The organism is Brevundimonas sp. GW821-FHT09G01, from assembly GCF_059416065.1.
In genome coordinates this window covers 153617-172764 of record NZ_JBWKOL010000001.1, presented here as the reverse complement: position 1 = coordinate 172764, position 19148 = coordinate 153617, and the positions used below count along the sequence as shown (strand labels likewise).

The window sequence follows — 19148 nt, the reverse complement described above, 5'->3', positions numbered from 1 at the left end:
AACCGATGAGCCCCATCCTGCGCGACACCGTCGCCGCCGACCTGCCGGCGATCACCGCCATCTATGCGGACGAGGTCCTGCACGGTACGGCGACGTTCGAACTGGTCCCGCCGGACGAGGCCGAGATGGCGTCGCGCCTGGCCGGGGTCCGGGCGCTGGACCTGCCCTGGCTGACGGCCGAGCTGGACGGCGCGGTCGTCGGCTACGCCTATCTGTCCCCGTTCCGGCTGCGCCCCGCCTACCGCTACTGCGTCGAGCTGTCGGTCTACCTCGCCCCCGAAACGCGGGGACGGGGGATCGGCCGGGCCCTGATGCAGGCCCTGATCGACCGGGCGCGCGTCATGGGTCTTCGCCACCTCGTCGGCGCCATCGGCGACAGCGCCAACACGGCCTCCATCGCCCTGCACAAGGCCGCCGGCTTCCGCGAGGCCGGGGTGTGGCGCGAGACCGGCTGGAAGTTCGACCGCTGGATCGACGTCGTTCTGATGCAGCTGGACCTGACGCCTGACGGCCGCCCGCCAGAGGGCGAAGGCCTGCGGCTCTGACGGCGCGCCCTCAGTGCGGGGCGATGTCGTCCGGCGGGGTGGTCAGCCACGGCGCCAGGCGGAACCGGCGCGGGGGCTCGCCGACCGTCCGGTGCAGGATGAACTGGCGGGCGAAGTTCACCACGGCGCGGATGGTGTGCTCGTCGAACGGCTTGGACACCGCGCCCAGGGCGCCGGCGAAGCCTTCCGGGATCTGTTCGGGGTTGGCGGTCAGGAACACCACGGCCGTGCCGTACTCGCCGACGATTCGCTGGGCGATCTGCGGGCCGGTGATGCCGTCCAGCAGGTTCACGTCGATCAGGGCCAGGTCCGGCCGCTCGCGCTCGGCGATCGCGAACGCGCCCGCCTTGTCCATGGCGCAGCCCACGACATCGCAGTCGGACTCGCCCAGCACGAGTTCGAGCTCCATCGCCAGCAACGCCTGGTCTTCGACAATCATGACCCGAAGGTCAGGCAGGTCGGACAACTCCACACCCCCAACGCTAACCAGACCTCTTTACCACTACTGTGTCCGCTAGCGGACGGTCGAACGCGTGATTGGCTATTTGGTTCGGCGTGGAGTAAGAATTTCCGGCCTTTTCAATCGTTGGGGGAACGATGGCCGCGGTAGCGGAAGACCGAATTGTCGAGCTCGAGCGACGCTTGCTCGGCGGCTACCAGCTCCTGCAGACGTTGGTGGGGATTCGCCTGCGCAGCGTCAGGGATCCGGAGAGCATCCGCCACCTGACCTGGCTCAGCGACGTCACCGCCGCCATGCAGCTGATCAGCCGCCGTATGACCGCCGAAGGACCGCTGGACTTCGCCGGCTATCTCGACGACGTCGCCGCCTTCTGGAGCCGGGCCTGCGAAGGCCGCCCCGTGCGGCTGGACGTGCGCGGCCAGGCCACCCTGCTGCCGGACAGCCATCTGCTGCCGATGGCCATCATCACTCACGAGCTGATCTCCAACGCCTGTCGTCACGCCTTCCCCGACGATCGGCGCGGCTCCATCGCCGTCGCCTTCTCGCGCGCGGTCGGCGGGGTCAGCCTGGTGGTGCGCGATTCGGGCGTCGGCGCCGACGTCATCGAGCCCGGCGAAGGCCTGGCCCTGGTCCACGGTCTGGTCGAGCACCTGGGCGGCTCCATCGCCATCGAGACGGCGCCGGGCGCCGGCGTGGGCGTGCGCATCCGCCTGCCGCTCGAAACGGCGCCGACGCACTAGGCCTCGCGGTGCGCGGTCCTGTCCCGGCGCTCGCGGGCGAGGACCGCGCGGTTGGCGGTCGTCCACTCCCGGCGCGTCCGGCCCATGCGGGCGGCGGCCATGTCCGGCGCGGTCGGCACCCGGCGCTTCACCGTCGGCTTGATCCGGCCGTAGCGCCGCCGCGAGTAGGCCCGGGCGCAGTCCATGCAGTGGCGATAGTTCCGGGCCGCATAGGACGCATGCCAATTGCGTCCCTCCTGAAGGATGACCTCGCACTCCCGACATCTGAACATCGCCGCACACGCCCGCACCTCGGGCGTCGACCGCCCCGTTTCCGCAACTGGAGAGCCGCACACGCGGCGAGCCGGTCAGAGGAACGCGCCGCGCTGTCGCGAGCGGTTCGTGGGAGGGCCTGTCAGAGGACGAGGCGGATGGCTGGGGAACTAGGACTCGAACCTAGAATGACGGTACCAAAAACCGTAGTGTTACCATTACACCATTCCCCAGCAGGTCCGGCGCAGCCCCGCCCGGAAGCGAGGAGGCGGTCGGATACGCCAAGGTCGCGCCGGACGCAATAGGTCTTTTCGAGCAATGGCGTTGTGAGGCTTTCGGGGCCGTCCAGACTATTTTCGGGAAGGCCGTTTCGGCGCTTGCGGGGGGGAAAACCCGTCGCTATAAGCCCCCTCCTCAAGTCGGAGTGTGGCTCAGCCTGGTAGAGCACTGCGTTCGGGACGCAGGGGTCGGAGGTTCGAATCCTCTCACTCCGACCATTCTTTCAAGGGGTTCCCGAAGCCCCTGGAAGCGAGCGAATGAGCGCCCCTCGGGGCGCTCTTTTCGTTTCAGCCCCCCGCCCTGGACGCCACGTCCGCCAGATGCGCCCCGACGCGCTCGATGGTGCGCTCGCCCAGGGCCTTGCGGCGGGCCAGCAGCTCCGGCGAGCCGGCGTCGTAGTCGGTCATCAGCTTGCGTACGAAGGCGCCCGACCGGACCTCGGACAGCACCTCGTCCATGGCGGCCTTGGAGGCCTCGCCGATGATGCGCGGCCCGGTCAGATAGGCGCCGTACTCGGCCGTGTTGGAGATTCGCCCGAAGGCGCCGGCGACGCCCTTCTCGAACATCAGGTCGGTGACCAGCTTCAGCTCGTAGAAGCATTCGAACCACGCCACCTCGGGCGGATAGCCGGCGTTCACCAGCTTCATGAAGGCGCCGTCGACCAGTTCGGCCACGCCGCCGCACAGGACCACCTGCTCGCCGAACAGGTCGCTCTCGCACTCCGCCGCGAAGGTGGTCTCCAGAATGCCCTTGCGGCCGCAGCCCAGCGCCGCGGCGTAGGACAGCCCCAGGGCGTGCGCCCCGCCCGAGGCGTCCTGATGCACCCCGAACAGGCAGAAGACCCCCTCCCCGGCCTCGTACAGGTCGCGGATGCGCGGCCCGATCCCCTTGGGCGAGGCCAGGATGACGTCCAGGTCGGCGCGCGGCGCCACCAGCCCGAACCGCACCGACAGGCCATGGGCGAAGATCAGCGTCGCGCCGGGCTGGATGTTGGGCTCCAGTTCGTCGCGCCACAGGTCACGGTGCGCCTCGTCCGAGACCATGACGGCGACCACGTCCGCGTCCGCCGCCGCCTCACCCGCCGTCAGGACGGGGAAGCCGTCGGCCTGGGCCTTCGCCCGGGTCGCCGACGACGCCTTCAGGCCGATGACGATGTCGGCGACGCCCGAGTCGCGCAGGTTCAGCGCATGGGTCCGGCCCTGGCTGCCGTAACCGATCACGGCGACGCGCCTGCCCTGAATTATGGACAGATCGCAGTCCCGGTCATGGAACGCGGGCAGAGGCGTGGCTATGTGCTGGGTCATGAGCAACGATCTAACGCCTTCCGACGTCGTCGGCTTCTGGAAAGAGGCCGGACCCGACAAGTGGTACAAGAAGGACGAGGCGTTCGACGCCCTGTTCCGCCATAGGCTCAAGGCCGGGCACTGGGACGCGGCGGCCCGCCGGCATGACGACTGGATGGAGACGCCGGAAGGCGCTCTGGCCCTGATGATCCTGCTGGACCAATACCCCCGCAACAGCTTCCGCGGCTCGGCGCACCAGTTCGCCACCGATCCCCTGGCGCTGGCGTTCGCCAAGGCGGCGATCGCGCGCGGCTATCTGTCGGCCTTCGCCCCCGACCTGCGCCAGTTCCTGGTGATGCCGCTGATGCATTCCGAGGTTCTGGAGGATCAGGACGCGCTTCTGCCCCTGTGCGGCGACATGCCCGAGACGCTGAAGTACGCCCACGTCCACCGGGACATCATCGTCCGCTTCGGCCGCTTCCCGCACCGCAACGCCTGCCTTGGGCGGACGACGACGGCGGAGGAGCAGGCGTTCCTGGACGGCGGCGGCTTCGGGGGCTGACCGCGTCAGGTCAGGCCGTTGCGCCGGGCGTAGGCCTCGACCGTATCCTTGGCCTGCTTCAGCCCCATCCCCGGGTTGGCGTCCTTCAGCGCCTTGATGGCGTTGATCAGCGCGCCGTTCTGCAGGTGGTGATGCACCTCGGGCGGCACGGTGAGCGGTTCGGAAACCGGCGGGGGCGCCGCTGATAGGGTCGAGGCCAGCGACGCCCGTGCCCCGGCCTGGCGGCGCAGGCGGCTGACGTCGCTGGGATCGCCCCGCCGGCCCGCGGTGAAGCGGCCCAGGCCGAAGCCGACGGCCAAGGCGATGAGGGCGATCAGCAGCACGGCGACATCAGACATGGCGATTCCCGGCGTCCCTGGGGACTGTCCTGTGCAAAGGCGAATCATGGAGGCGCGGTTCCCGCTCGAATCAGGCAACCTGTGTGGATGACCGCCCAGTTCCTCGCTGCAGACATTCAGGCCCGCACGGGAGCCATCCCGGCGGATCACCCTGAGTGGCAGTACCTGAACCTGCTGCGCGACATCCTGCAGAACGGGGCGCAGCGCGACGACCGGACCGGCACCGGGACGCTGGGCGTGTTCGGCCGCCAGATGCGGTTCGACCTGTCCAAGGGCTTCCCGGTCCTGACGACCAAGAAGCTGCACCTGCGCTCGATCATCGTCGAGCTGCTGTGGTTCCTGCGCGGCGAGACCAATATCGGCTGGCTGAAGGAAAACGGCGTCAGCATCTGGGACGAGTGGGCCAACGCCGAGGGCGAGCTCGGCCCCGTCTATGGCAAGCAGTGGCGCTCGTGGTCCGCCCCGGACGGCCGCGTGATCGACCAGATCGAGAAGCTGGTCCACGGCCTGAAGACCAATCCGAACGGCCGCCGCCACATCGTTTCGGCCTGGAACCCGGCCGACGTGGACGACATGGCCCTGCCGCCCTGCCACTGCCTGTTCCAGTTCTTCGTGGCCGACGGCAAGCTGAGCTGCCAGCTGTACCAGCGCAGCGCCGACGTCTTCCTGGGCGTGCCGTTCAACATCGCCAGCTACGCCCTGCTGACGATCATGATGGCGCAGGTGACGGGGCTGGAGCCCGGCGAGTTCGTGCACACCTTCGGCGACGCGCACCTGTACCTGAACCACATCGAGCAGGCCGAGCTCCAGCTGAGCCGTCAGCCCCTGCCCCTGCCGACGATGACCATCACGCCGAGGGACGACCTGTTCGCCTACCGGCTGGAGGACTTCGTGCTGGAGGGCTATCAGCCCTGGCCGCACATCAAGGCGCCGGTTGCGGTCTAATGTCCCTCGATCTCAAGGGTCTGCAGGACTCCGTCCTGCGCATCTCCGACATCTACGCCCGTGAGCACGGCATCGACCGCGACAAGGCGGCGTCCGGCGACTGGGCCCTGCTGAAGGTGCAGGAGGAACTGGGCGAACTGGTCGCCGAGCATCTGCGCGTCACGGGCCGGGCGCGCGGCGCGGCGGATCACGACAAGCTGGGCGACGAGGCCGCCGACGTGCTGGGCATGCTGCTCATCTACTGCCGGGCCGCGGACATCGACATCGAGGCGGCTATGCAGCGGAAGTGGCTGCACTGGCTGGAGACGGCGCCGGCGCAACCCTGATCGATCAGGCCGTCGCCGGCGCGACCATCTTCATCCGCCGCAGGTCGTCGGCCAGGGTCCCGACGTCATCGTCGCGCTCGACCTTGATGGTGTTCTTGCCCATGCCCATCGAGATGGTGGCGCGGTAGGCGACCACCTGACCCTCGACCACCGTGACCTGGACGATTTCGCGCTTGTTCTGGGCGGCGGCCAGGCCGACGAAGCCGACGCTGAGCGTGTGGGCGCCGGGATCGACCTCCACCGCCGTGAACTGGGGCGACTTGAGCTGACCCAGCACGCGGTCGTCCAGCGCCACCTCCATGCCCGCCGCCTTGCCGACGAAGCCCTGCCGATGGACGATGATCAGGGCCTTGCCCGGCGAGGGGCGAAACGCCAGCACCGCCGCCTTCTGCTCTTCCGAAGCGGCGGGCCCCGCCTTCGTCCCCTGCAGATTGGCCATGATGTAGCTGGTGAACAGGCCCGCGATGAGCGGGACATACCAGGCGGCGAAACCATGGAAGCCGATCAGACCCAGGAGAAAGCCGACCACCACCGTGACGACGAAGCCGGTGACGATAGCGGGAAGGTATTTGCGCATGCGGATCTCGCACTGAGAGGGACGTGGGCCCCTTGAAGCGGATGAGAACCTTGACCGTTCCCGGCGGCGGACATCGACATCGGACCGTCGCGCCGGCCCGGTCGAAGACCGGCGTTCCTGCAACCTAGCGTCACCTTGAGACTCGGCGCACCGTCGCGATCGACCCCGCGCGAGGCGGGGCCGTAGCAACGGGGAGGTTGCCGTGGTGAAGACGTTTTCGGCCGAGTTCGTCGGCACGATGGTTCTGGTGCTGTTCGGGTGCGGGGCGGCGGTTCTGGGCGGGTTCGACCATGTCGGCCAGCTGGGCATCGCCCTGGCCTTCGGGTTCGCGATCGTGGCCATGGCCTATGGTATCGGACCGGTGTCGGGCTGCCATGTGAACCCCGCGGTCAGCCTGGCCGTCTTCGTGGCCGGGCGGATGTCGCTGAAGGACATGGGCCTGTACTGGGTCGCGCAATTCCTGGGCGCGGTCGCCGGCGCGGCGATCATCGGGCTGATCGCCAAGACCGGCTTCACCAGCCTGGGGGCCAACGGCTTCGACGCCGGGTCGCCGGGCGGCTACGGCCTGCATGCGGCGCTGGTCTTCGAGGTCGTGGCCACGGCCATCTTCGTGGTGGTGATCCTGGGCGTCACCGGCGACAAGGGCCACGGCGCCTTCGCCGGTCTGGCCATCGGCCTGACCCTGGCGGTGATCCACATCGTCGGCATCCAGGTGACGGGAGTTTCGGTCAATCCGGCGCGCAGCTTCGGCCCCGCTCTGCTGCAGGGCGGCGAGGCCCTGACCCAGGTCTGGGCCTTCTTCGTCGCCCCGGCCGTCGGCGCGGTGATCGGCGCCCTGCTGTTCCGCTTCAAGGTGCTGGAACCGGCCGCCTGATGGCGTAAGAACAGGCGGCGGCCGCACGGGCCGCGCCTGTTTCGTTCGAGGTCCGCTTGCCCCTGCCCATCATCGCCCTTGTCGTCGCCCGGGGTTCGAACGGCGTGATCGGGCGCGACGGCGACCTGCCGTGGCGGCTGCGCAGCGACCTGCAGCGGTTCAAGGCCATCACCATCGGCAAGCCCTGCATCATGGGCCGCAAGACCTGGGAGAGCCTGCCGCTACGGCCCCTGCCCGGCCGGCTGAACGTGATCCTGACCCGCGACGAGGGCTGGGGCGACGATGGCCAGGCCAAGGGCGCGCTGGTCTGCCGGACGCTGGACGAGGCCATCGAGATCGCCCGAGAGACGGCCCAGGACGATGGCGTCGACGAGCTGTGCGTGATCGGCGGCGCGGGCCTGTTCGAAGCCGCCCTGCCCCGCGCCAAACGGCTCTACATCACCGAGGTCGACGCGGCGCCCGAGGGCGACGTCCTGTTTCCGGCCTTCGACGAGAGCCAGTGGACGGAAGTCACATCCGAAGCGCATCCTGCGGGCGAGAAGGACGACCACGCGTTCGTCTTCCGCACCCTTGAAAGGCGCTGACCATGCTGATCGTGACCACCAACGACGCCCCGGGCTATCGGATCGTGCGCACCCTGGGGCTGGTGCGGGGCATCACCGTCCGCTCGCGCAACGCCATCGCCGACATGGTGGGAGGCCTGCAGTCGATGCTGGGCGGCCGGGTCGGAACCTATGTGAAGCTGGCCGAGGCCTCGCGCGCCGAGGCCTATGACGAACTGGTCGCCCACGCGGGACAGATGGGCGCCAACGCCGTGATCGGCATGCGCTACGAGGCCAATGAGATCATGGAAGGCGTGACCGAGGTGCTGGCCTACGGCACCGCCGTGGTGATCGAACCGGAGTGAGGGGCTAGCGGTTAGGGGTTCGCTCACGGCGAGTGATCAGCCTCATACCTAGACCCTAGACACTAGACCCTACGACAGCGTCAGCATCGCCTGACGTTCGAAATCCATCAGCTCGTCATGACGGCCCTCGCGGATCTTCTCGACCCAGCGGGGATCGGCCAGCAGGGCGCGGCCGACGGCGACCAGGTCGAACTCCTCGCGCTCCAGCCGTTCGATCAGCCCGTCCAGCGAGGCCGGCTTTGAGCCCGCGCCGCCGAAAGCCGCGATGAACTCCCCGTCCAGCCCGACCGAGCCGACGGTGATGGTCGGCAGGCCGGTGACCTTCTTGGTCCAGCCGGCGAAGTTCAGGTCCGAGCCCTCGAACTCCGGCTCCCAGAAGCGGCGCTGCGAGCAGTGGAAGACGTCCACGCCGGCCTCGGCCAGCGGCGACAGCCACTGCTCCAGCTCCGCCGGATCGTGGGCGTTCTTGGCGTCATAGGCGCCGCCCTTCCACTGCGACAGGCGCAGGATCAGGGGCAGGTCCGGGCCAACGCCTTCCCGGACGGCGCGCACCACCTCGGCGCCGAAGCGCGAGCGCTCGCCGATGGTCGAGCCGCCCCACTGGTCAGTGCGAACGTTCAGGACATTCCAGAAGAACTGGTCGATCAGATAGCTGTGGGCGCCGTGGATCTCGACCGCATCGAAGCCGAGCTCCCGTGCGGCGCGGGCCGATCGGCCGAAGGCGGCGATGGTGTCGGCGATGTCCTCGTCGGTCATGGCCTCGTATTTCGGCTTGCCCAGGCCGACCAGGCCCGAGGGGCTATCGACCTTGCCCAGCGGCTCCCACTCGGCGCCCTGGCCCCGCGCGGCGCCGACGTGCCAGATCTGGGGCGCGATCAGACCGCCCGCGGCGTGGACCTCCTGAACGACCTTCTGCCATTCCGGCAGCGCCTCGCCATGGAAGACCGGGACGGCGGCGTCGTTGCGGGCCGCGGGACGCTCCACCACCGTGCCCTCGGTGACAATCAGGCCCACCCCGCCCTCGGCGCGGCGGCGGTAGTAGCCGGGCACGCCGTCGGAGGGGATGCCGTTCGGCGAGAAGGACCGGGTCATCGGCGCCATGACGATGCGGTTGGGCAGCGTCAGTCCCTTGATGGTGAAGGGACGGAACAGGGCGTCGACGGACATGGATCGGCTCTCAAGGAAGACTGGAACCGGCAAGGTGGCGAATAAAGTTTCTTTTGGAAACCCTCAGAGGCCGAGTTTTTCGCTAACCGCTTTCGCGAAGCCCGCGAACCGCAAGGCCACGGCGCCGTTCGGATCGGCCAGCACCACCGGCGCCCCGGCGTCGCCGCCCGTGCGCACAGCGGCGTCCAGCGGCACGTCGCCGAGGAAGGATACGCCGAGGCGACCGGCCTCGGCCTCGCCTCCGCCCCGCCCGAAGACATCGCCGCTCATGTTCTCGATCAGGCCTAGAGTCGGGACGTTGACCTTCTGGAACAGGGCGTGGGCGCGGCGGGCGTCGGCCAGCGCCACCTCCTGCGGGGTGGTGACGATGACGGCGCCGTCCAGCGGCGTCTTCTGGATCAGGGTCAGCTGGATGTCGCCGGTGCCGGGCGGCAGGTCGACGACGAGGATGTCGAGCGGCGCGTCCTCCGTGCCCCAGCGGGTCTGGGTCAGCATCTGGGTCAGGGCCTGCGAGGCCATGGGGCCGCGCCAGACCATGGCGTCCTCGGCCCGGGTCAGCAGACCGACCGACATGGCCTTGAGCCCCCGGGTCAGGTGCGGCTGCATCATGCCGTCGACGTATTCCGGCTTGCCCGAGAGGCCGAGCATGGTCGGGATCGACGGCCCGTGGACGTCGGCGTCCAGCAGGCCGACGGAGAGGCCGCGTGCGGCCAGGGCGGCGGCCAGATTGACCGAAACCGTGGACTTTCCGACCCCGCCCTTGCCTGAGGCGACGGCCAGGACGCGGCGGACGTGGGCCGGTCGATCCGTAGGCACCGGAGCCTTGGCGCGGGTCTGGTCGACGGCCTGTGGCGAGAGGGAGGCGGTTCGCACGGGCCGCGTCGCGGCGACGGCCTCGGCGGTCAGGACGACCGAGACGCGGGCCATGCCGGGCAGCGCCTTCAAGGCGGCCTCGGCGGCGTCGCGAACCGGAGCGTACAGCCGGGTGTCGCCCGCCGGGACCTCAATGACGAAGCCTGCGCGGTCGTCCGCGACGGTCAGGCCCTGCACCAGGCCGGCGGCCATCAGCCCCTGCCCGGACTTCGGGTCGAGGATGGCGTCGAGGGCGGCGATGACGGCGGCTTTATCGGGCAAGGCGAAAGGTCCAGCGGGTTGCGGCTGCGGGGCCTGCGTTCTATCGCCGGACGACCCGCCCCGCGAGCCTCGAATTGTCCCACCCCTCCATCACGCTCATCGCCGGCCCCACCGCCTCGGGCAAGTCCCGGCTGGCGCTGGAGACGGCCGCACGGACCGGGGCCGTGATCGTCAACGCCGACAGCCAGCAGCTCTACGCCGACCTGCGGGTGCTGAGCGCCCGTCCGTCGGAGGCCGACGAGGCGCAGGCCGAGCACCGGCTGTACGGCGTGGCCGACGCCGCCGAGGCCTGGTCCGTCGGGCGCTGGAGCCGCGCGGTCCTGCCAGTGCTGGCGGAGCTGGCCCAGGCCGGCCGCCCGGCCCTGCTGGTCGGCGGCACGGGTCTGTATTTCACAGCCCTGACCAAGGGGTTGGCGGATATTCCCGACATCCCGCTGGAGGCGCGCGACGCCGCCGGAGACGCCTTCGACGCCGAGGGCGAGATGGCCTTCCGCCGCCGCCTGGCCAAACAGGACCCGCAGGCGGAGGCCCGTATCGAGAGCGGCGACCGCCAGCGCCTGACCCGCGCCATGGCGGTGGCCGAGCACACCGGCCGGGCGCTCACCGACTGGACCGCCGACACCACGCCCCTGCTGGCGCCCGGATCCTGGACGGGAATGGTGGTCGAGCCGGATCGCGCCACGCTCTACGCCCACTGCGATCTGCGGGTCGGGCAGATGGTCGAACAGGGGGCGCTGGAGGAGGTGCGGGCGTTGGTCGCGCGCGGCCTGTCGCCGGACCTGCCCGCGATGAAGGCCGTCGGCGTACGCGAGTTCGCCGCCCACCTGGCGGGCGAGACCACCCTGGACCAGGCCATCGACGCCACCCGTCAGGCGACGCGCAACTACGCCAAGCGGCAACTGACCTGGTTCAGGAACCAGACGCCGGGATGGGTGCGGATCTGAGACGCGCCGCCAACAGGCCGGCGCCCAGCCAGAAGCCGAGGATCGGGCTCATCCCCACGCCCAGCAGCGGCACGGGGAAGGCGCCCAGGACGGTCGTGGCGGCGGCGACCAGCATATAGGCCGAAAGCGCCAGGCCCGCGTCGCCGGCGGGTATTCCCCGCGCGGCCAGGGCGGGCGCCGCGGAAGCCCCGGCGATGAGCGTGACGGCCAGGACGGCGAGGACGGGCGAAACCGCACTGGCCAGGGCGATGATCTCCTCGACCTCGGCGACAGCTTCCAGGGGATCAGGCCGGAACCAGCTCACCAGGGCCAGGCCGGACGCCAGCAGGACCAGGCCGATCCGCCACGGCCGAGGCGCGGGCGCGACGACGGCGAGGACGGCGAGCCCTGCTCCGAAGGCCGTGGCCTGCGAAGCGTCGGGCTGGGCGACCAGCACGGCCTGCCCGGCGAAGGCCAGAGCCCAGCTCCACCAGTGTCGGAGCGTCCACGACAGGGCGACCACCACCAGCGGCAGAACGACGAAGGCGACGTTGATGTGCAGCGGCCCGGCATCCAGCCAGCGGCGCACTCCGTCCTGGGGAATTCCGGCCAGACTGGATCCGAGGATCACGACGCCGACGACGAGCAGGATGGTGGCCGCCCTTTCCCGCGCCCGGGCGGCCAAAGCTCCGGCCAGCAGCAGGCCGATGGGCCAGACCGCCACGTTCCGCAACCATGAACCCGCCGGCACCCCGGACAGGGCGCAGACCCATCCTCCCAGCGCCACCGCTGCGAGCGACAGCAGGCCATAGAGAACGAGCAGACGCATCGGCGAAGGGATCGCGGGCATGTGAGGAACGGATCGTTCGTGGATGGAGTCGGGGCCGCCACTTAAGACCGGTCCGACGGCGCTTGGAAGTGGGCCGTCTTGCGCCTATATTCCCCCTGTTCGGTTTCGGCCGGACTATGGCGATAAACGTGCCTGTAATAAGCGGACCGGACCCGGGTGCGATTCCCGGCGGCTCCACCATTCTCTCCCGGTTATCAGCGGGTTAGTGCGGGGCCGACTAGCATCGACGGACGTGTAAAGAGGATTGCTTTCGCTCGTCCTGACCCACCGTATCGGGTCATTTTCTAACTGCGAACGATAACTTCGCTGGGGAATACGCCGTCGCCGCGTAATGCGGTTCCGGTAATTCCGAACTAAGTCCTCAGGGTTCAGATCCTGGGGCGGGGCCTGTCGGGAGCCTGGCAACAGAATCCCGGCGCTTTCTAAATCTGAAGGATCCCTCCTTCCTTCAACATTGGCAAAACGCGCCCTGCTCAAAATGGACTCGCGTTGTAAGCCTGACGCGGTAGGCTTCCACCGACTGGAGGAGAAGCGTGGGCTTTTGGGGATCATTAGTGGCTGGCTGGGAACAGTCGGGGAAACGAAGCGACGTCCTACGACCGCTTGTCTTACCCCTGCTGTTCCTTGGCGCGGCGACCATATATTTGGCTACTACCAAGGCACCACACGCCTATGTTCTAGTTAGTGCGGCAGCATTTGGCATTTATGCTGTCCTGTATGGCGGAGCTTACATTGCGTTCGCATGCTACAATCCCGATTTCCTTCGTTCAGAAAGCTACCTGATCCGCAAAATGGAAATTGAGCATGGCTTAGGTGACAGTGTGAGCGGTATCCTCTCCTCTCCCGCTGAGACCAAACCAAACAGAGATAGAGATCTGATCGAAAGCCAGGCTCGCCTCATCGACTCCTCGAACCAAGATAGTTCGAAGTGAAACTGTTCGTTGTAGCAATTTCGGGACTATCCGAACCTGAAGAAGCTCGCTTCAGAGCGACGTTTTCATCAGATCTAGGGTGGTGGCACCATCTTCCCGGTACTTGGCTGCTTGCAGACCCTGTTAGCACCCTGAGTTGCGCCAAAATCAGAGATGATATTCAGTTAATTAACTCTGATGCTGAAGTTTTCGCCACCGAGATCGACGTAAAAGATTGGGCGACAAGACTGAACCCTCATAAGAACGATCCCAGCACTGAGTGGCTTAGGACTCATTGGGGACCGATTGACCTGTAGCAGCCAATGCAGATTAGACGCGGCGATGGGAACTAATTTTGCAGCCCCGACCGGATCGTTTTAGCCAACAGGATAGCCGCGTTTACCATTCGGCCCATCTTCCGCATAAGGGCGCTGACGGGTATCAGTCCCGAAACAATCGAGACCTCCCGATGGCCGAAGAGACGCCCCCCGTCGACGACATGCACTACGAGCAACTCGCGCAGGACGCCCTGCGCGGCGTGATCCGCTCTGCGCTCGAGCGCGCGGCGGAACCGGACGGCATTCCCGGCGCCCACCACTTCTACATCACCTTCAAGACCCGGGCGCCCGGCGTCAGCGTGCCGCCCGACATCCTCGCCAAATATCCGGACGAGATGACGGTCGTGCTGCAGCACCAGTACTGGGACCTGAAGGTCGAGCCGACGAAATTCTCGGTCATGCTGAAGTTCGGCGGCATGCCCAAGGTGCTGGCCATGCCCTATGTGGCGGTCACCCGCTTCTACGACCCGTCGGTCCAGTTCCTGCTGCAGTTCGAGCCCCCCGCGACGATCGAGGAGATCGCCGCCGAGGTGGCCGCCGCGCAGGTCGACGACACGCCGGTGCCGCCGCTGGGCGGCGACGACGCGCCCAAGGTCATTTCGCTGGATCAATTCCGGAAGAAGTGACCCCTTCCCCTCTCCGCCGCATGGACTAGAGCGAAATCGGTCGAGTTGGACGCAGTTCAACTCGGCTCAGATTTCGCTCCAGTTTGATGCTGGACCATTTTTTGGATTCAGGTCGTTCCGACCTGAAGCAAAAATGGTCTAGCTTGAGCGGACTGGAACAGCGGGGGTTGCGCATGCTTCGGGGGTTGAACGTTCTGCTGGCGGGGCTGCTGACGCTCGCCGGGCCGGCGGCCGCGCAGGCGCCCAGCCGCTTCGAGGGGTGGACCTCGGCGATCATCCAGGCCGACTGGCGCGACAGCCGCGGACAGCCGATCCAGGCCTTCGACAACGCCCGGCGCGACCTGATCCGGGGCTTCCTCGACGCCGGCTTCAGCCGCACCGACATGGTCGATTATTCCCTGCGCACCGATAGCCCGGCGACGGTGCTGACCGGCGTACGCGCGGCTGCGGCGAAGACCACGCGCGGCTGCCTGATCTATTTCACCTCGCACGGCGCGCCCGACGGCATGGTCTTCGGCGATGCGCCGCGCATGGCGCCGGACCTCATGTCCAACATGGTGCGCAACAGCTGTGGCGCGCGCCCGACCGTGGTGATCATCTCGGCCTGCTATTCCGGCATCTTCGTCAACGCCCTGCAGGCGCCGAACCGGATGGTCCTGACCGCGGCGCGGCGCGACCGGCCCTCGTTCGGCTGCGGCGCCGACGAGCACTATCCGTGGTTCGACGGCTGTGTGCTGGAAAGCCTGCCGACCGCCACCGACTTCCTCTCCCTGGCCGCCACCACCCGCGCCTGCGTCAGCCGCAAGGAGCAGGAGGCGGAGGTCGATCACCCTTCCGAGCCGCAGCTGTTCGTCGGGGCGGACATGCAGATGCGCCTGCCGACGCTGCGCTTTCAGCGCAGCGATTCACGTTAGGCCGCGCTCAGAAGGCTCCGCCTTCTCGACCCGACGCGGCCGGCGGTTCAATCAAAGGGCGCCGTAGCTCTCCCTCCCCTCCTGGGGAGGGTGGACCGCGCAGCGGGACGGGTGGGGAGCCGAGCGCTCGGATACGAACCCCACCCTGTCGCCGCTGACGCGCCGACATCCCTCCCCACGAGGGGAGGGAGAATTTCAGCCCTTCCTCGGAAACACCCGGATCGTGATGCGCTCGCGCTCGCCCTCGTGGCGTTCGACCAGCAGGCGGGCGACCTGGCTGTCGTCGTGGAACAGATAGCCCTTGATGGCGTCCAGCAAGGCCTTGGCCAGGTTGTCCAGGTCCATCCAGGGCGGATCGCCGACGTGCTCCATCGCGATCTCGACGACGTAGTCGCCCCAGGACGGACGCGAGGTCCACTCCTTGCGCATGAACTCATAGACCAGCGGCTTGTAGTATTTGGCCTGGGTGGTCAGCCCCTCGACGGTGATCTCGACCACGCCATCCAGTTCGCGCGCCCGAACCTTGCCGGTCCCGATCCAGCCGGCGGTCACGGTCGGCACTGGGCCGGGACCTCGCCCACGATGCGGGCCGAGCGAATGACGACCGGCGGAGTCAGTTGCTCCTGGCCGTTCGCCGGAGACAGCTGGATGCGGCGCGCCACATCCAGCCCCTCGACCAGATGACCGAAGGCGGCGAAGCCCTGGCCGTCCGGATTGCGCCCCCCGCCGAAGTCGAGCGCGGGCGTGTCCTGGGTCACGATGAAGAAGCTGGAGGTGGCGGTGTCCGGCCCGTCGCGGGCCATGGACACGGCGCCGGCGACGTGGCGCAGGCCGGTGTCGCGGGTGCGCTCCAGCGGGATGGGCGGGCGCGAATCGTCGTCCGAACCACGCGGCGTGGCGGCCTGGATGACATCGATCGGATAGGGATTGGCGTTGGTCTGGCGCACCACGGTGCGGAAGAAGCTTCCCCCGTCGTAGTCGCCGTCGGTGACGTAGGCGAGGAAGTTGCAGGTCGACAGCGGCGCCCTGTCGAGGTCGAGCGCGAGCACCATCCGCCCGGCGTCGGTCTCGAGCACGACCCGCGGCTGTTCCGCGCCGGTCGCCGTGGTCGCGCAGGCCGCGAGCGCCAATGCGCCCATGACCGTCGCCGTCCTGATCCGCATCACCGACCTCCTCCGCCTTGTCCGCGCGCGTGCTCGTGCTACACCGCCGCGCATCCTCCCGCCACGCCTGAAGAGCCTCTCCGCCATGACCCATCGCATCGAAACCGACACCTTCGGCCCGATCGAGGTTCAGTCCGACCGGTATTGGGGGGCGCAGGCCGAGCGGTCGCTGGGGAACTTCAAGATCGGCTGGGAGAAGCAGCCGCTGCCGATCGTCCGCGCCCTGGGCATCGTCAAGCGCGCCGCCGCCGAGACCAATATGGCGCTGGGCAAGCTGGACCCGGCCATTGGCAAGGCCATCGTCGACGCCGCCAACGAAGTGATCGAGGGCAAGCTCAACGACCACTTCCCGCTGGTCGTCTGGCAGACGGGCTCGGGCACCCAGTCGAACATGAACGCTAACGAGGTGATCTCGAACCGCGCCATCGAGATGCTGGGCGGCGAGATGGGGTCCAAAAAGCCGGTCCATCCCAACGACCACGTCAATATGAGCCAGTCGTCGAACGACACCTATCCCACGGCGATGCACGTCGCCTGCGCGGAACAGGTGGTGCGCGACCTGCTGCCCGCCCTCAAGCACCTGCACGCCGCGCTGAAGGCCAAGTCGGACGCCTGGCAGGGCATCATCAAGATCGGTCGCACCCACACCCAGGACGCCACCCCGCTGACCCTGGGCCAGGAGTTCGGCGGCTACGCTCAGCAGGTCGCCAACGGCATCGAGCGGATCGAGCAGACCCTGCCCAAGCTGATGGAGCTGGCCCAGGGCGGCACCGCGGTCGGCACCGGCCTGAACGCCCCCGTGGGCTTCGCCGAGAAGGTCGCCGAGCAGATCGCCGGCATCACCGGCCTGCCCTTCGTCACCGCCCCGAACAAGTTCGAGGCCCTGGCCGCCCACGACGCCATGGTCTTCAGCCACGGCGCGATCAACACGGTCGCCGCCTCACTGTTCAAGATCGCCAACGACATCCGCTTCCTGGGCTCCGGCCCGCGATCGGGCCTGGGCGAACTGGCCCTGCCCGAGAACGAGCCGGGCTCCTCGATCATGCCGGGCAAGGTCAATCCGACCCAGTGCGAAGCCCTGACCCAGGTGTGCGTGCAGGTGTTCGGCAACCAGGCCGCCGTGACCTTCGCCGGCAGCCAAGGGCATTTCGAGCTGAACGTCTTCAACCCGGTGATGGCTTACAACTTCCTGCAGTCGGTGCGCCTGATGGCCGACGCGGCGATCAGCTTCACCGACAACTGCGTCGTCGGGATCGAGCCGCGCGAGGACAACATCAAGCGCGGCCTTGAAAACTCGCTGATGCTGGTCACGGCCCTGAACGGCAAGCTGGGCTATGACATCTGCGCCAAGATCGCCAAGACGGCGCACAAGAACGGCACCACCCTGCGCGAGGAAACGGTCGGCGGCGGCTATCTGACGAACGAGGAGTTCGACCAGTACGTCCGTCCCGAGAAGATGATCTCGCCGGGCTGAAGCGGTCCCGGCGAGGTCACGCTGAAGGCTAGGGGAAGGTCTTGAGCGCGTAGTCGATCATGTTGACGAGATAGGAGCCGCCGGAGGCGCTTTGGCCGATGTCCATCGCCTGGCCCGGCGCCGGCTTGCCACGACGGCCGTTCATGATCGCCGCGACCCGCGGCGCGACCTCGTTGCCGAACCAGGAAAAGATCGGACCGCCCGAATGCCCGCCTTCGATGTCGAAGGTGTTGATCATGTTGGTGGCCTTGATGACGCTTCCGTTCGGCATGCGGAAATCCTTGGTCCGCAACTCGACGATGGCGGGCAGGCTGTCCGGTCCCTGGTAGGTGGGCCTTCCGTAGAGCAGCTCGGGCGGCGCCTGGTCCGACAGTTGCGGATAGCCGATGTGGCTCCACATCGCCTTGCCGTTCCAGTCCTTGTTCCAGCCAGTGAAGCCGAACCAGCCGACCGCGTTGCCGATGGGCTCAGCGAGGATCAGAACGGCCAGATCCAGCGCCCGGGTGCTGACGGAGCCGCCCGTGGCCGCATCCACGATGCCCGGCGGCACGAAGGGCGACGGCAGGTAAGGCACGGCGGTCACGACCTTGACGACCGGTACGTCTCCGAAGGGCGTCACCGGACCCTGATCCGCACGGTAGCCGGCGGCGAACAGGACCGGATGGTTGTGGGCGTCGTAGCGCAGGTCCGGCTTATTGGGATCGGAGCTGACATTCACCCAGTTCACCGCATGCGACACCGTCAGCACATGCCGGGGACCGACGAGGACGCCCGTGGCGAAGTCCGGATCGCCGGGTCTGCGCAGACGACCGACGGCGGCCCACGGGAAACGCCTGTCCAGCAGGAAGCGACGATTGTCGGGACCGACGTTCCCTTCCCAGTTCACGTGTTTGGGCGACCCGCCCAACGTCGGCGTCTTGCTGACCGGCGCGTTCGGCGGGACATAGCCGGGGCGCAACACCGGCTCGGCCAGGGTCTCGAACTCAGGCGCCCAGATGACGGTGTCGTCATCCCGACTTTGTAGTTCAATGCTGTCAGTCATCATGTCCTCCCTTGGATGTCCGGACAACATCCGGATATGGGAGAACGACGTTACTTACGAAACCTGACGTTGTGGCGCGCCGCCAGTCGTCATCAAGGCTTTTCCCGGATCGTCCGACCGACCGGGGCCAGGGCCAGCTTGGCCAGCTCCAGATCCTTCAGCGCGAACGGGATGCCGATGATGGTGATGAACTCGGCCACCGCGATCAGCAGGTGCGACAGGGCGATGTACCAGCCCGCCACAAGGAACCAGATCACGTTCAGCACGACCCCGAGACCGCCGGCGACGGGGTTCACGTTCTCTTGCCAGACCACTTCACGGCCGAACGGCCAGAAGCTGTAGCTGGCCATCCGCCACGCCGCGAAGGTCCACGGCAAGCCGACGATGGTCAGGGCCAGGACGGCGCCGCCGAACAGCCAGAGCAGGCCGGACAGCCAGCCGCCGAAGATGAACCAGAGGATGTTGAGGAGCAGACGGATCATGCCCTCAACATAAGCCAACGGCCCGCCGGTAACAGC

24 protein-coding genes, 2 tRNA genes and 1 other RNA gene are annotated in these 19148 nt (G+C 67.8%); 14 read left to right on the top strand and 13 right to left on the bottom strand.

What is annotated here, in order from left to right:
• Positions 1 to 5 precede the first annotated feature (5 nt).
• Positions 6 to 545 carry a GNAT family N-acetyltransferase gene (locus AC07NB_RS00965; RefSeq protein ID WP_494571749.1) on the top strand — a complete coding sequence of 180 codons (540 nt, stop codon included), beginning with the start codon at positions 6 to 8 and terminating at the stop codon, positions 543 to 545.
• A 10-nt stretch (positions 546 to 555) separates the two neighbouring features.
• On the opposite strand, the gene AC07NB_RS00960 is transcribed toward AC07NB_RS00965, so the two are convergent.
• A complete protein-coding gene (locus AC07NB_RS00960) occupies positions 556 to 984 on the bottom strand; it encodes a response regulator (RefSeq protein ID WP_291833608.1) in 429 nt (142 codons plus the stop codon).
• 236 nt (positions 985 to 1220) lie between these two features.
• Between AC07NB_RS00960 and AC07NB_RS00955 the strand changes: the two genes are divergently transcribed.
• A complete protein-coding gene (locus tag AC07NB_RS00955) occupies positions 1221 to 1745 on the top strand; it encodes a sensor histidine kinase (RefSeq protein WP_492313465.1) in 525 nt (174 codons plus the stop codon).
• On the opposite strand, the gene AC07NB_RS00950 is transcribed toward AC07NB_RS00955, so the two are convergent.
• Together AC07NB_RS00950 and AC07NB_RS00945 are read right to left on the bottom strand one after the other, a co-directional pair.
• A complete protein-coding gene (locus tag AC07NB_RS00950) occupies positions 1742 to 1930 on the bottom strand; it encodes a hypothetical protein (RefSeq protein WP_494571748.1) in 189 nt (62 codons plus the stop codon). The two genes, AC07NB_RS00955 and AC07NB_RS00950, sit on opposite strands and share 4 nt — an antisense overlap.
• Positions 1931 to 2156: 226 nt before the next feature.
• Positions 2157 to 2230 (bottom strand) — tRNA-Gln (locus AC07NB_RS00945).
• A gap of 187 nt (positions 2231 to 2417) precedes the next feature.
• Here AC07NB_RS00945 and AC07NB_RS00940 point away from each other — a divergent pair.
• A tRNA-Pro gene (locus AC07NB_RS00940) sits at positions 2418 to 2494 on the top strand.
• A gap of 69 nt (positions 2495 to 2563) precedes the next feature.
• Here the strand turns inward: AC07NB_RS00940 and ilvC are convergent.
• Positions 2564 to 3580, bottom strand: a complete 1017-nt coding sequence (ilvC, locus tag AC07NB_RS00935) for a ketol-acid reductoisomerase (RefSeq protein ID WP_494571747.1) — start codon at positions 3578 to 3580, stop codon at positions 2564 to 2566.
• On the opposite strand from ilvC, the gene AC07NB_RS00930 reads away from it, so the two are divergent.
• Positions 3579 to 4121: a DUF924 family protein gene (locus AC07NB_RS00930; protein WP_492313467.1), complete on the top strand. Its 543-nt coding sequence runs from the start codon at positions 3579 to 3581 to the stop codon at positions 4119 to 4121. The two genes, ilvC and AC07NB_RS00930, sit on opposite strands and share 2 nt — an antisense overlap.
• A 5-nt stretch (positions 4122 to 4126) precedes the next feature.
• Here AC07NB_RS00930 and AC07NB_RS00925 read toward each other — a convergent pair whose 3' ends face one another.
• On the bottom strand, positions 4127 to 4459 hold the full coding sequence (locus tag AC07NB_RS00925) for a hypothetical protein (protein WP_494571746.1): 333 nt from the start codon (positions 4457 to 4459) through the stop codon (positions 4127 to 4129).
• An 87-nt stretch (positions 4460 to 4546) separates the two neighbouring features.
• Between AC07NB_RS00925 and AC07NB_RS00920 the strand changes: the two genes are divergently transcribed.
• Both AC07NB_RS00920 and AC07NB_RS00915 read left to right on the top strand, forming a co-directional pair.
• The gene (locus AC07NB_RS00920; RefSeq protein WP_492313468.1) at positions 4547 to 5404 is read left to right on the top strand and encodes a thymidylate synthase; all 858 of its coding nucleotides are present in this window, start codon (positions 4547 to 4549) and stop codon (positions 5402 to 5404) included.
• Complete coding sequence (locus AC07NB_RS00915; RefSeq protein ID WP_291833589.1) at positions 5404 to 5730, top strand: nucleoside triphosphate pyrophosphohydrolase family protein; 327 nt, start codon at positions 5404 to 5406, stop codon at positions 5728 to 5730. Before AC07NB_RS00920 ends, AC07NB_RS00915 begins: the two co-directional genes overlap by 1 nt.
• Before the next feature lie 4 nt (positions 5731 to 5734).
• On the opposite strand, the gene AC07NB_RS00910 is transcribed toward AC07NB_RS00915, so the two are convergent.
• Positions 5735 to 6307, bottom strand: coding sequence for a hypothetical protein (locus tag AC07NB_RS00910; protein WP_494571745.1), 573 nt, complete (start codon positions 6305 to 6307; stop codon positions 5735 to 5737).
• Positions 6308 to 6509: 202 nt separating this feature from the next.
• On the opposite strand from AC07NB_RS00910, the gene AC07NB_RS00905 reads away from it, so the two are divergent.
• From AC07NB_RS00905 to AC07NB_RS00895, 3 genes are read left to right on the top strand one after another with little or no spacing between them, the layout of a single operon-like run.
• The gene (locus tag AC07NB_RS00905; RefSeq protein ID WP_494571744.1) at positions 6510 to 7181 is read left to right on the top strand and encodes an aquaporin; all 672 of its coding nucleotides are present in this window, start codon (positions 6510 to 6512) and stop codon (positions 7179 to 7181) included.
• A gap of 56 nt (positions 7182 to 7237) precedes the next feature.
• Positions 7238 to 7765 carry a dihydrofolate reductase gene (locus tag AC07NB_RS00900; RefSeq protein ID WP_291833583.1) on the top strand — a complete coding sequence of 176 codons (528 nt, stop codon included), beginning with the start codon at positions 7238 to 7240 and terminating at the stop codon, positions 7763 to 7765.
• Positions 7766 to 7767: 2 nt separating this feature from the next.
• A complete protein-coding gene (locus AC07NB_RS00895) occupies positions 7768 to 8088 on the top strand; it encodes a YbjQ family protein (protein WP_494571743.1) in 321 nt (106 codons plus the stop codon).
• A gap of 69 nt (positions 8089 to 8157) precedes the next feature.
• Here the strand turns inward: AC07NB_RS00895 and AC07NB_RS00890 are convergent, their stop codons facing one another.
• Positions 8158 to 9255, bottom strand: a complete 1098-nt coding sequence (locus AC07NB_RS00890) for an NADH:flavin oxidoreductase (RefSeq protein WP_494571742.1) — start codon at positions 9253 to 9255, stop codon at positions 8158 to 8160.
• Between the two features lie 63 nt (positions 9256 to 9318).
• Positions 9319 to 10389: an Mrp/NBP35 family ATP-binding protein gene (locus AC07NB_RS00885; protein ID WP_492313473.1), complete on the bottom strand. Its 1071-nt coding sequence runs from the start codon at positions 10387 to 10389 to the stop codon at positions 9319 to 9321.
• 74 nt (positions 10390 to 10463) lie between these two features.
• On the opposite strand from AC07NB_RS00885, the gene miaA reads away from it, so the two are divergent.
• Positions 10464 to 11333 (top strand): tRNA (adenosine(37)-N6)-dimethylallyltransferase MiaA, encoded by an 870-nt coding sequence (miaA, locus tag AC07NB_RS00880; RefSeq protein WP_494571741.1) that lies wholly within the window; start codon positions 10464 to 10466, stop codon positions 11331 to 11333.
• On the opposite strand, the gene AC07NB_RS00875 is transcribed toward miaA, so the two are convergent.
• A complete protein-coding gene (locus AC07NB_RS00875; RefSeq protein ID WP_494571740.1) occupies positions 11299 to 12141 on the bottom strand; it encodes a hypothetical protein in 843 nt (280 codons plus the stop codon). The two genes, miaA and AC07NB_RS00875, sit on opposite strands and share 35 nt — an antisense overlap.
• A gap of 79 nt (positions 12142 to 12220) precedes the next feature.
• Here AC07NB_RS00875 and ssrA point away from each other — a divergent pair.
• The 3 genes from ssrA (at position 12221) to AC07NB_RS00860 (ending at position 14951) form a co-directional block, all read left to right on the top strand.
• Positions 12221 to 12582: a transfer-messenger RNA gene (gene ssrA, locus AC07NB_RS00870) on the top strand.
• 960 nt (positions 12583 to 13542) lie between these two features.
• The gene (locus tag AC07NB_RS00865; protein WP_494571739.1) at positions 13543 to 14037 is read left to right on the top strand and encodes an SspB family protein; all 495 of its coding nucleotides are present in this window, start codon (positions 13543 to 13545) and stop codon (positions 14035 to 14037) included.
• Positions 14038 to 14210: 173 nt separating this feature from the next.
• Entirely contained in the window at positions 14211 to 14951 is a 741-nt protein-coding gene (locus AC07NB_RS00860; RefSeq protein ID WP_494571738.1) for a C13 family peptidase, read from the top strand.
• 195 nt (positions 14952 to 15146) lie between these two features.
• Here AC07NB_RS00860 and AC07NB_RS00855 read toward each other — a convergent pair whose 3' ends face one another.
• The gene (locus tag AC07NB_RS00855; protein WP_494571783.1) at positions 15147 to 15503 is read right to left on the bottom strand and encodes a RusA family crossover junction endodeoxyribonuclease; all 357 of its coding nucleotides are present in this window, start codon (positions 15501 to 15503) and stop codon (positions 15147 to 15149) included.
• On the bottom strand, positions 15500 to 16114 hold the full coding sequence (locus tag AC07NB_RS00850) for a peptidylprolyl isomerase (protein ID WP_494571737.1): 615 nt from the start codon (positions 16112 to 16114) through the stop codon (positions 15500 to 15502). Before AC07NB_RS00850 ends, AC07NB_RS00855 begins: the two co-directional genes overlap by 4 nt.
• 85 nt (positions 16115 to 16199) lie before the next feature.
• Between AC07NB_RS00850 and fumC the strand changes: the two genes are divergently transcribed.
• Positions 16200 to 17588, top strand: a complete 1389-nt coding sequence (gene fumC / locus AC07NB_RS00845) for a class II fumarate hydratase (protein ID WP_291837872.1) — start codon at positions 16200 to 16202, stop codon at positions 17586 to 17588.
• A gap of 28 nt (positions 17589 to 17616) precedes the next feature.
• On the opposite strand, the gene AC07NB_RS00840 is transcribed toward fumC, so the two are convergent.
• Complete coding sequence (locus AC07NB_RS00840; RefSeq protein ID WP_494571736.1) at positions 17617 to 18630, bottom strand: trypsin-like serine peptidase; 1014 nt, start codon at positions 18628 to 18630, stop codon at positions 17617 to 17619.
• A 92-nt stretch (positions 18631 to 18722) separates the two neighbouring features.
• On the bottom strand, positions 18723 to 19112 hold the full coding sequence (locus AC07NB_RS00835; protein WP_494571735.1) for a YccF domain-containing protein: 390 nt from the start codon (positions 19110 to 19112) through the stop codon (positions 18723 to 18725).
• Positions 19113 to 19148: the final 36 nt, after the last annotated feature.